The 11976-nt window shown below is 41.0% G+C and carries 10 protein-coding genes; 3 read left to right on the top strand and 7 right to left on the bottom strand.

What is annotated here, in order from left to right; all coding sequences use genetic code 11:
• Positions 1-187 precede the first annotated feature (187 nt).
• Both CXF72_RS05595 and CXF72_RS05590 read left to right on the top strand, forming a co-directional pair.
• Positions 188-733: a very short patch repair endonuclease gene (locus CXF72_RS05595; protein WP_101037550.1), complete on the top strand. Its 546-nt coding sequence runs from the start codon at positions 188-190 to the stop codon at positions 731-733.
• 260 nt (positions 734-993) lie between these two features.
• The gene (locus CXF72_RS05590) at positions 994-1254 is read left to right on the top strand and encodes a hypothetical protein (protein ID WP_101037548.1); all 261 of its coding nucleotides are present in this window, start codon (positions 994-996) and stop codon (positions 1252-1254) included.
• Between the two features lie 310 nt (positions 1255-1564).
• On the opposite strand, the gene CXF72_RS05585 is transcribed toward CXF72_RS05590, so the two are convergent.
• The 7 genes from CXF72_RS05585 to nhaD form a co-directional block, all read right to left on the bottom strand.
• On the bottom strand, positions 1565-3613 hold the full coding sequence (locus CXF72_RS05585; RefSeq protein WP_101037546.1) for a bifunctional 2',3'-cyclic-nucleotide 2'-phosphodiesterase/3'-nucleotidase: 2049 nt from the start codon (positions 3611-3613) through the stop codon (positions 1565-1567).
• 613 nt (positions 3614-4226) lie between these two features.
• Entirely contained in the window at positions 4227-4712 is a 486-nt protein-coding gene (locus tag CXF72_RS05580; protein WP_101037544.1) for a GNAT family N-acetyltransferase, read from the bottom strand.
• Between the two features lie 378 nt (positions 4713-5090).
• Positions 5091-5543 (bottom strand): GNAT family N-acetyltransferase, encoded by a 453-nt coding sequence (locus tag CXF72_RS05575; protein ID WP_101037542.1) that lies wholly within the window; start codon positions 5541-5543, stop codon positions 5091-5093.
• A gap of 423 nt (positions 5544-5966) precedes the next feature.
• A complete protein-coding gene (locus CXF72_RS05570; RefSeq protein ID WP_198552517.1) occupies positions 5967-8015 on the bottom strand; it encodes a cache domain-containing protein in 2049 nt (682 codons plus the stop codon).
• A gap of 64 nt (positions 8016-8079) precedes the next feature.
• Positions 8080-8304, bottom strand: coding sequence for a hypothetical protein (locus tag CXF72_RS19545; protein ID WP_198552516.1), 225 nt, complete (start codon positions 8302-8304; stop codon positions 8080-8082).
• Between the two features lie 89 nt (positions 8305-8393).
• Positions 8394-8570 (bottom strand): hypothetical protein, encoded by a 177-nt coding sequence (locus CXF72_RS19275; RefSeq protein ID WP_157823195.1) that lies wholly within the window; start codon positions 8568-8570, stop codon positions 8394-8396.
• A gap of 21 nt (positions 8571-8591) precedes the next feature.
• Positions 8592-9944 carry a sodium:proton antiporter NhaD gene (gene nhaD / locus CXF72_RS05565; RefSeq protein WP_101037538.1) on the bottom strand — a complete coding sequence of 451 codons (1353 nt, stop codon included), beginning with the start codon at positions 9942-9944 and terminating at the stop codon, positions 8592-8594.
• Positions 9945-10790: 846 nt separating this feature from the next.
• On the opposite strand from nhaD, the gene CXF72_RS05560 reads away from it, so the two are divergent.
• The gene (locus CXF72_RS05560) at positions 10791-11465 is read left to right on the top strand and encodes a gamma-glutamyl-gamma-aminobutyrate hydrolase family protein (protein ID WP_101037536.1); all 675 of its coding nucleotides are present in this window, start codon (positions 10791-10793) and stop codon (positions 11463-11465) included.
• Positions 11466-11976 lie beyond the last annotated feature (511 nt).

The raw sequence follows: 11976 nt of genomic DNA, 5'->3' as shown, positions 1-11976 counted from the left end.
AAGTAGTTGAGTATTATGGGTATATGTACAGTCAATGTGAAGTGATATTCACTATAAAGTGAATGAAGCAACTGGGTTCGGAGAATAAATAAATTTTTAATGCTTTTTATTATCTCAAACATATTATTGGAAAGAGTGCGCAGGCTTTCTATTCGATACTTTTTATTTGATATGAGCAGAAGGGAATATGACCGACAGAATATCAAAAGAACATCGAAGCTGGAATATGAGCCGGATTCGGTCAACGGATACCAAACCGGAGGTCGTTGTCCGTAAACTCCTGCATGTGCTTGGATATCGATTCAGACTGCATGGAAAAGTAAATAAGAGGCTCTGCAATACCGGAATACTGCCAGGTAAACCGGATATTGTTCTGGCAAAGTATAAAACGGTGATATTTGTTCACGGTTGCTTTTGGCATCGCCATAAAGAGTGTAAACGCACTACGACGCCCAAGACCAGAACGGAATTCTGGCAAAACAAATTTTCCCTGAATGTAAAAAACGACAAACAAAATCTGCAAATATTAAAAGCATTAGGTTGGCATGTTATTACAATCTGGGAATGTGACGTTTTGAGCTTTATAAAAGAAGCAAAAGACTTATCGGTTAAGAAAACAGCTATTGCTCAATATCTGCAATCTGAATTACTGCCGTTTACTTATGATCAATCCAACCCAGCGCCAGCCAAACTCGTTGCCGAAAATACTAAAGATTATTCGGCAGGTAAATAAGCGCTACTTGAAGATCTCACAACACGTCGAGTACATCCATATGCATGGGGTCGCGTCTTTCCTTTTGCATAAATCGTAAAAAGCTTTTAGAAAAACAGTTGCCTGCCCTGTATTTTGTTATCTTTTAGACGCTTTAATGCCGCCAGTCTCTGAATTTTATAGCAGTTGTGTTACATTATTTTTGTTGGTATCCAAATCCAAAATATTGCTTAGCGGGTATATGTGCAAGGGACAACGATCAAAAGGCTAATAAAACGCTTATGTCAGAAAATAAACAAATATTTTTATTAAAGTTATCTATTTCTCTTGGCTTAGTCTTGTTGCTAACAGGTATATATCTTCATAACTTTAGTGAATTTATTGCTTCTTTGGGAGCAAACGGAATTATCATTAGCGCCAGTTGTATTGCATTCGGTTTTATTTTTTCTTTGCCAACAAAAATGTATTTAACTATTTTGTTAGTAAAACGTGAAGCTAACCGCCAACAAAATCACTCGAAAAACACTTCAAAAAAATGCTAGTTCAAAATAACGGATGGCTCAGGCCTAAAGCGCTAAATAGGGCTAAGTCTTGCGTTTTGCCTCTTAAATGAAGAAGGGCATGGGGCCAATTCTTTCCTTTTTCCTAAATCGTAAAAATATTAAAAAAAAGGATTGGCTGTCCAGCCTTGTCTATTAACTGCTGGTGGATTTTTGCTGGGGTTTAAATTCAGGCTATTACATTTACTCATTTTTGGGTAAGCAGCATTGAGTCTTTTACCTAAACTACGCGCTATTCGGGCCAAGTCTTGATATTTTTAAGACTCGACCCAGCAACTTATTTCTTACTAAATTACTTTATTACAGGATCGTTTTTTAAATCAATATTGTATATTGCGAAGCCAAATTCATCGTTTAAATCTGTTCGCTTGGTCATTGAGCGAACTTGATAATCATTAATGAACTGATCTGCAATATTACTGTTTTGAGTTTCAAAACGAATGTCTAAGCTATTCGCTGAAGTGATAGTAACGAAATCCCAATTGTTATCGGCGCTTGGATTGATTTCTCCCTTAGCTTCAGTTTCATCTGTTATGTATTGTGTTAATGCTTCACGGTTACTATCTGGCAGCTCCATTACAACGTATTCATCGCCAGTTCCTGCAAATTTACCACCAAAAGCACGATAGTTATTTGACGCAATGATAAATTCTTTTGTTTCTAAATCAGCCCCCGAATACGTAATATTACCTTCTGTATAGGTTAAACCAACGATACGATTTGCATTTGCATTAATAACTTCACAATCACCATTGAACTTACTCGGTTGAGTCACATCAATTTTATAATTTACACCATCAATAATGTCGAAGTTATAAGTTCTATGCGTATCCCAATTAATTAAGTATTGTGGCTCAGTCGAATATGGATCTATTTGATTGAACTGATTAGCACTGCATTCAAGCCAATCTTCAACTTGTGCGCCAGTGACTTTAACAGCCACCATGGTATTAGGGTACAGGTAAAGATCAGCGGCATTTTTATAGGTTAAGTCGCCAGCGGGCACTTGGACATATGAGTCGGCATCTGCATTGGTAGAGTGACGCCCACCTGCTTTGAATGGTGCCGCTGCTGATAGCACAGGAATATCTTTTAGCGCATCGGGTAGATTAGCTTTCACCTTGGCAATTTGCGCATCAGAAACAATTTGTACGGTAGGATCATCTTGTACTAAGGTCAAAAAGCTATACATGTCTGCCGAAGCTTTACCGATAGGCTGATCCACATAATCTAATGTCCCTTGATGTTCTAGTGCGACAGCATCTCGAATACCTTGATCTGCATAAACTAACTCCGGCGTATCAGCATTTTTATTATAAATAGGAGCCGCTTTTGCTGTGCCGTTGGTAACCGACCAGACACCATTTTTAAGTTCTAGGGCTAAGTCAACAATGCCGAGATTATCACCCCAGCGACCCGGCATAACGGCAGGAATTCCATTGATGGTACCTTTTTCAAGATCTGCATTTTCTAACCCGCTAAATGTGGCAGATGGAAATACCGAGTGACTATGACCAAATGTGATGGCATCGATACCTTCAACTAAAGACAGTGTGTAAGTTGCATTTTCATCATTAACATCTGTTGGATTAACAGAAGATCCTAGGCCTGAATGAGGAATCGCGATAATGACATCTGCACCCTCTGCTTTCATCATCGGCACGAATTTTTCAGCGGCTTCTACAATTCCCATCACTGATACTTTGCCTGCTAAATTTTGCTTATCCCATAGTGTTATTTGTGGCGGAACAAAACCAATATAGCCAATTTTAATCATTTGTTGATGGCCATTATTGTCGATTACGAGTTTTTCTTCAATAAGATAAGGAGTGAATAAGTTATCACCTTTTACTTTACCTTCCCAACAATCAGCTTCGCAAATAACGTTGGCATTGATATAAGGGAAGTCAGCACCTGCAATGGCTTCACTTAAAAAATCGAAGCCATAGTTAAACTCATGATTACCAACGTTACCCACGGAATAGCCTAAAGTGTTCATTGCTTTATAGGCAGGGTGAATATCTCCAAGAGTATTATTCTTTTTAAAATTATTCGCAATGTAATCTCCCATTGGACTACCTTGCAGTAAATCACCATTATCAACTAAAACGACGTTTGATACGTCAGCCCCTTTTTGCTTGATTAAGCTGGCTGTACGGGCTAGTCCAATAGTCGGATCAGACTTAGATTGGTAATAATCATAATCCATAATGTTGGTATGCAGATCGCTGGTTTCTAAAATGCGAAGGTCAACGTGAACAATGTTTCCATCTTCAATATCACATCCTGTTAACCCTAATGAAGCAGCGATAACGACAGCCAACGCTTTTTTGTTAAACATATTTAAATTCCCTTTCTACTGATACCAAAATAGATATAAACCTACTTAAAATTTTTTTAAAATCATTATTTTGCTGATTTGAGGTGAAGAATACAGTAGCTGTATTAAAGATTTATTACATTAAGCAATTGATAATAATAGTTAAATTAATTTTTGGTTAAGCGATTATGATATTTTAACCAATTAGCACCTTTTTTCATTGGGTGTTAAATTGATTGATGGCTTATCTTTTTGCAGACAACAAGGAAGAAAGGCTGGACAGCTAGTGCGCCGAGATAAATCGGTATTAGATTAGAGGTGCAATCCCTCAGTTCGGTAAGGTTAGCGGAGACATGGGGTCGCCTTTTTCCTTTTGCCTTCCTGCCTTTTCGCCTTCCAGCCTTTTACCTAGGCATGGGGTCGCGTCTTTCCTTTTGCAGTACCTAGGCATGGGGTCGCGTCTTTCCTTTTGCAGCGTAGGCATGGGGTCGCGTAGGCATGGGGTCGCGTCTTTCCTTTTGCAGAAATCGTAAAAAATCTTTTAAAAAAAGGATTGGCTGTCCAGTATTTTGGTCCAGCCTTTTGCTCTAAAGCAAGCCCTCTGTTGTTAAAGGTGAGTTGGGGATAACGCGACTTATGACTGTTTAGCAAAATCAGAAAGAGCTTGTCCGCTTAAGCGGTAACCAACCCATTCTGATTGGGCTACCGCGCCAACTGCTTCATAAAAGTCACGGGAAGGTTTGTTCCAATCCAAACAACTCCATTCAAAACGGCCACAATTATTATCCATGGCGATTTTTGCTAAATGCTGTAATAACTTTTTACCTGCCCCTTGTCCACGAAACTCCTGGGATATGTAGAGATCTTCTAAGTAAAGGCCTGGCTTGGCAAGCCAGGTCGAGTAGTTATAAAAGTAGATGGCTATGCCGATCGCAACCCCTTGGTGTTCACAAATCAGTGCGTTGACATGACTTTTTTCAGAAAAAACACTCTGTTTAAGGCTTTGCTCTGTGGCTAATACTTCATGTTCAGCATTTTCGTAAATAGCCAGTTCGGTGATGAAATGCAAAATTGTTTGGCAATCATTAATGACTGCGGGACGTATGGATATATTACTCATTGTTATTTCCTTTAAAGTAGGAGGTGATAATAACCGAGTTTCGAGTTTCGAGTTTCGAGCCATCAGCCATCAGCCATCAGCCTTCTAGCTTCTAGCTTCTAGCTTCGAGCTTCGAGCTTTAAGCCTTCAAGCCTAGATCTTCGGCTTTGAGTGTCGAGCTTCGAGTTTTGTGCATCGAGCTTCGAGTTTTGTGCTTCCAGCCTTCCAGCCTTCAAGCCTCTAGCTTTCTAGCTTTCTAGCCCTCAAGCTTTCGAGCTTTCAAGCTTTCTAGCTTTCTAGCTTTCTAGCTTTCTAGCTTTCTAGCTTTCTAGCTTTCTAGCTTTCTAGCTTTCTAGCTTTCCAGCTTTCCAGCTTCGAGTTTCGAATTTCAAGCTGCAATTATTTAGTTAAACGCATATCAATATGCGGGATGCCGTCTTCTAAATACATGGCTGAGGTCGGTTTAAAGCCGTGACCTTGATAAAAAAGCACTAAGTGTTGCTGTGCACCGATATCAATAGTTTGTCCCGGCCAGAGGTTTTCACACTGCTTTAATGCGTTGCTAAGCAATTGATGACCGAGGCCATTGCCGCGCGCGGTGTCTTTAGTCGCGACCCGACCTATGCTGACATTCTCATAGGTTGTGCCCGCAGGGAGCAATCGAGCACAGGCAATAATTTCACCGTGACGGACTCCGAGCAGATGATGTACTCCATCAAGGTTGTCTTTGCTGTCCAGCTCAGGATACGGGCAGTTCTGTTCAACGACAAAAACGTCCACTCTTAACTTGATCAGTTCATAAAGCTGCGCGGTGGAAAGTTTATTAAAAGGAAGTAGTAACCAAGAGATCATTGATATGCCTTAAGAATTCAATATAGCAAAGGAATGTAGCAACTATGCAACCAAGAAGCTAAGTATTTCGAGTTTCGGGTAATGAGCTGCGAGTCTCGGGCTTCGTGCGTTGAGCTTCGAGCTTCGAGTTTTGAGCGTCGAGTATCGAGCTTCGGGCTTCGGGCGTTGAGCTTCGAGTTTCGGGCAGCGAGCCTTCGAGCCTTTTCGCTTTCCAGCTTCGAGTTTCGAGATTCCCGATAAGACAACTTGGGAACAACGGGGTGGGGGGTCTGGTTTGTCCTTGAGCCTCGAGCCTTCGAGCCTTTTCGCTTTCCAGCTTCGAGCGTCGAGATTCCCGATAAAACAACTCAGGAATGACGAGGTGGGGATTTGGGAGTCAAGTTGTGGACAGCCAAACTTGTTATGGCTAACAGGGTTGGCTGTCTAGCCATTTCCGGTGAAAACCTGGTTTCGGCCACTATTTTTAGCAATATAAAGATGTTCATCTGCCTTTGCAAACAGACTATCGATGTTATTGCATTCCATTCCGAATTGAACAACACCGATACTGACAGTGATCCGGACTTCAATTTTCACACCCCCATCAACAACCATTTTCTGAACAGCAACGCGTATTCGCTCTGCTACGGCCTTGGCGGTGTTAAGATCAGCACCGGGCAAGAGCACGGTGAACTCTTCTCCCCCGATTCGCGCGATGACATCCATAGGGCGTAACAGTCCAATGACCGTTTGGGTAAAGGCTTTGAGCACCTCATCCCCTATCTGGTGCCCATGGCAATCGTTGACTTTCTTGAAGTAGTCAATATCAAGCATCAGGAGCGAGAGCGGGGTGCCGGTTCGTATTGTTCTCGATATTTCAGCATTGGTTTTTTGAAGGCAGTCGCGCCGGTTGCTGATACCAGTCAGGGGGTCAATGTTTGCAAGCCTTTCCAACTCGGTATTCATAAATTTTAATTGATCCATGGCTATTTGGAGATCCGTCTGGTATTTTTTCCGCACTCCTGCCTCTTCCTCCAGCTTCAGGTTGGTGGCGGCAAGTTCGGCGGTACGCTCTTCTACCCTATGTTCAAGAAGATCGCGAGCCTTCTGGAGTGCTACTTGGGCGAACATTCGCTCATCGACTTCTTCAGCGAGTTGAACATTCGTATTGGCGAGTTCCTTATTGCCCGCAAGCAGTGCCTTTATGGCCTGTTCCTTGTCGTGGATCGCCCTTTTAATCGATCCTATCATCCGGTTAAGAACCACCCCCAACTGCTGTGTCTCCACTGTACCGCTTACGGGAATGCAGGCATCATCGAGGCCTCTTTTTTCGATATTTTCTCCGGCAATGATCAGTTTTTTCAGAGGGATCACCAGGTTTCTGGCAAGAATAATCGAGAGAATAAGGGCGATCGAAAGCACTGAAATTGAGGTGATAAATATTTTTTGCCGCAGTACTTTCGCCGGATACGCGATCTCTTCGAAATAGGTCGACGCTCCTATATACCAGTCAAGGGGTTGGTAGTAGTTCATGTAAATTCTTTTTTTAAACCTGTAATCCTTCTCGTGTCCTGGCTTGTCCCATATATAGTCAAAGGGTTTCAAGGGATGAGTTGACGCTGCGATCAGTTCGTCAATAATCAGTTTACCCGAGTCGGGATTTATTAAGGAGGATAACTCTTTACCGGGCAGGTTAGGGTGGATGAGCATCTTTTTTTTGCCGTTAAAAATAAAGAGATAACCTGTTTTGGCTATTCTTATTTGCGCGAAATTCTTTTCCAACTCCTGCATAATGGCCGTCAGCCTTTGGTTTGCCTCCGCTTCGATATCATCAACATAGACCCCGGTGCCGATAACCCAGCCCCATTCCTTAAACAGCTGAACATAGGAGATTTTCGGCTGGTCTATGGATACCCCGTTTTTTTCCGGCTTTGACCAGAGATAATCCAGATAGCCTTCTCCTTTCTTTCTACAGATATCGGCCATGGCGAGAAGGAGATGTTTCTGCATGCCTAATGCGGTGAAATATTTCGGGTCGTCAAGGAGCAGCCCTTCAAGGTCCGGTAATATCGGGTGCATGATAATTTTCGGGAGAGGAGTTTCGAGATTATTTATCCAGAGATACCCCGCTCCATCGTCATACCTCATTCGCCGGATATCGTCTTTGGCCTGCTGTTTCGCCTGCTCCTCGGTAATAACACCCTGCTTATATTTCAAATAGCTACTGTTGATCTGGGTGATTGCAAGGGTGACAATGTTTTTCATCGCAGATTTTCGCATTGCAAGGGTCGCTTCCCGATGAAATATTAAACTCTGGTGTTCATTGTCTATATTTAGAAGGGTTAACCTAAGCAAGTCAATGGCATGCTGATCTTCCGCTATGAATACGGCATTTTCGAGACTTCTTTGGGCAAGAAGTGTAATTATCAGCACGGTAAGCAGCACAACGCCTGCAACAACGGATAATATTCTTGACCAAAGGTGTTTAAACATAGAACAATTCCTGCAGAGAACATCAGAAGAAGAAGGACTTTCGATTGATACTATAGAAGGTATTTCAAGAAAACAATCCCCGGTATTTAAATTTGGGAGCCTCAGCTTCAGGTTGATCATTTGCGATTTGAGTTGCTGTTAAGAGCGAGGTAAAGGCTCGATATTTATAAGTTTTGCTACTTTTATTGTGAATCTCAGCTCGCTTAACTGCCGGTGTTTTTTGACGGGTGAGAGAAAAACTAGATAGCCATAAAATTTGATGGTTAAAGTGGGTACTTAAAATATCCACTTTTATATCATAGGCCGTTCAATACATTAAAATGCCAAGCCAGTGCGGCTAGGCAATCTCCGCCCATTTTTCTAATTCGAACAATAACCTTAGCAAATGAAATCATGGCGCGACAAATTTGTCACTTCCCGATAAGACAACTCAGGAATGACTGGGTGGGGGTTCTGGTTTGCCTTCGAGCTTCGGGCAGCGAGCTTTCCAGCTTTCCAGCTTTCCAGCTTTCCAGCTTTCCAGCTTTCCAGCTTTCCAGCTTTCCAGCCTTTCATCCGCCTTCCAGCCTTTTTTAATCAGTGACCGGCAATTGCTTGAACTGCGGGTTTAATATAAAAACCTAAAACTTCATATTGAGTATACCAAACAGCAACAGATACAAAGTAACCGATCACTATGGTCCATGAGTATTTCATGTGCGCACCAAAAGTGTATACACCTTTAAGTTTGCCCATCACACCAACACCGGCAGCAGAGCCAAAAGATATCATGCTACCGCCAACACCGGCAGTTAACGTCACCAGCATCCATTGCGCTAAAGGAATATCTGGAGAAGCTTTTAAAACGGCAGACATCACCGGCACATTATCAACAATCGCCGACAAGAAACCGACACCCATATTGACATACATTGGATCAAACAGGGTATATAACTTAACGGCATGACTTAAGAAACCCGCAAAGTGAAGGGCCCCTACGGCAGCTAATATACCGAAGAAAAACAGCAGTGTGTCATTTTCAACTTTTGAAACAGATTTATAAATCTGAATATCGTTGTCATGATATTTTTTAAGTGTGTATGCATAAAGTTGTAAAAGCGAAAGACCGAATAACATTCCCCACATAGGCGGTAAGTGCATAAGTTGCTTTCCTAAAACGGCTGAAGCAATGGTAAATATACCTAAGCCAATGATGACTTTACCGCCCTTGTGAATACGAACGGGCTCTGCCCCTTCAATTTGTCGAGGAGATCCTTCGGGCACAAAACGAGAAAGTAGAAAAGCGGTAACACCCCAACCAGCGACAGCTGCAGGAAATAAAAATAAGAAATCAATAAATCCACCCTTACCCGCAGACCATGCCATGAGTGTTGTAATATCACCAAAGGGAGACCAAGCACCCCCCGCATTCGCCGCGACAACTATATTGATTGCAGCAGGCACTAAGAAAGCCTTGTTGTCTTTTTCTATGGTAATAAGAACGGTCGAAAGAATAAGTGCGGTGGTTAGGTTATCTGCAACGGGAGAGATAAAAAAGGCTAAAAATCCGGTTACCCAGAAGAGCTGTTTATAGTTATATCCAGCTTTGAGTAGCTTTTCTTTTAAAGCATCAAAAACATTTCTTTCAATAAGTGCTTCAATAAAGGTCATTGCGACAAATAAGAAGAAGAAAATCTCTGCAATTTCCAGTATCAGGTGTGCTATTTCTGTATCGAATGCTGAAAAATCAAGCCCATTAAAAGCGTAATAACCGCCGAGCAGCATAAACATAAATGTACCGGTAAACAATGCCGGCTTAGCTTTGTTTATATGGTATTTTTCTTCTGCGGCAATAAAGTAATAGCCTACGATAAATATTGCTAATAATAACCAACCAAATGGTTCAACCGCTAAATCAACGGCTTGAATGCCACTTCCTGCTCTTGTCATGTTACCTCCTGTAAAATTGTGTGGACACTGATAGATATCTATTCCGCTAATGCTGATAGAAAATCTATTTCAGCGTCAATAGTGACTGAATAAATAATTTTATGGCTAATGGATATCTTTTTTCACCCTGATCTTTAAGGTGTTTTATTGAGGAATTTATTGTTTTTTTGCTGTTTCAATAAATGGATGTCCTGCCTTTTTTTAATTTTCATTTAAGTATGGGAAGGATAAACACTATCCCTGAGCGATGAGCAGACCTAGATCAACAAAACAGTGGCTTTTTAGATATGGAAGCAGGCTGCGAGCTGCGAGTCTCGAGGTTCGAATGGCGAGCTTTGAGTGCTGGGCTGCGAGTGTCGGGCTTTGAGTTTCGGGCTGCGAGTTACGAGTTTAGAGCTTTGAGTGTTGGGCTTTGAGTGTCGGGCTTTGGGCTTTGAGTTCCCAGATTTTGCTTTTTCGCCGTCCCGCCTTTTATTGCCGCACTTGCTAAGGGGCTGATTTTTTTAATCTCTTCAAAAGGCCTTATAATTTAACTCAATTACAATAAAAAACATTTATTGTGCTGCAATCGTACAAACACGTGCGCATATTGGGCAATAATGTGAGTTTTTTATTAACAGATAATTTCAAAAAATAATTGGCTGTCCTATATTTTTATAGGGGTATTTAATGATTTTTGGAGACTCATATTATTAATCACTTTCTATTTTCATCATCAGGATAATTTGTCATATGTTTCTTAGTTAACCTATTGATTAATAGGAAAACTTAATTGATTCATCATGGCAACCATTCTGATGCTGGGTATTTAAACAATTTTAAAAATTGGCAGAGCAGGATTGAAAAATGGATAAAAAGCTATTAGTTGGAATATGTCTTCCTGATAAGGGTAATATTTTTGCTTATATTTTTATAAGGTTGAGTTTATACATGCAAAAAGCGAAATGGATTAGCCTAAGACCTTCTTTGGATAATATAGATTTTGAAAAACGCGATGCATTACTTTTGAGTGGGGGGAATGATATAGATCCCTTACTGTATGGTGGTCATAAAGATGCCCATAATACCTTGTTAGATAAGAAAAGAGATTCTTTTGAACTTGAAATGATAGATAAAGCTTACAAAAAAAAGATACCTATTTTAGGTGTTTGCAGAGGAGCTCAACTTATAAATATTTATTTTAAGGGAAGTTTGTATCCTACAATATTCGATCTTGATGAATCTATAATACATAACAATTCTATTTTTCCCGTAAAAAAGGTAATTGTAAAAATATTTTCAAAACTTTTTACAATAGTTCAACACAAGGAGATTGTTGCTAATTGCATACATAATCAAGCTATAAAAGAGATAGGTAAAAATTTAAAGGTTTCTGCAACAGATGGCAAAATAATAGAAGCGATAGAAAAAAAAGATTATCCCTTTTTGTTAGGCGTCCAGTGGCATCCTGAATATCTTCTCTATTTAAAGGAACATAGAAATATTTTTAGAAGCTTTGTAAAAAGTAGTCTTTCTTCGTAGATGTGTGGATTCATAACTGAATTTAAGTATTTTTTTCCTCATCAAAATTACTTTTTCTTCGTTTGATGGAATAAAAACGTATTCCGGTCACAATGGCCCCAAGTGTTACCGGCACAACAGGATAAGACACCATCCTTTGACTCCCGGTGAAACAACTCGGAAATGATGGGCGGGTTTGTCTTTGAGCTTTGAGCTTCGAGCTTCGAGCTTCGAGCTTTGAGCTTTGAGCTTCGAGTTTCGGGCTTTGAGCTGCGAGCTTCGGGCCTTCCAGCTTTCTAGCCTTTTACCTTTCGCCTTCAAGCCTTCCCGCTTCCCGACAAAACAACGGGAATGACGGGGTGGGGGCCTTCTAGCGTTGAGCTTCGAGTGTCGGGCTTTGAGCGCACGTGAGAATGTTAAGAGGGAATTTTTTAGAGATGACAAGGATGATAAACAATTGAGAAAAAGACTTTTAGATAGAAACAATAACACCGCTATCCTTTTGGCCGGAATATTAGCCATTGTTGTTGGT

Origin of the sequence: Psychromonas sp. MB-3u-54, assembly GCF_002836415.1 — a bacterium.
Lineage (GTDB): Bacteria > Pseudomonadota > Gammaproteobacteria > Enterobacterales > Psychromonadaceae > Psychromonas.
The sequence above is the reverse complement of the archived record's forward strand: the minus strand, read 5'-3'. Positions and strand labels throughout refer to the sequence as shown.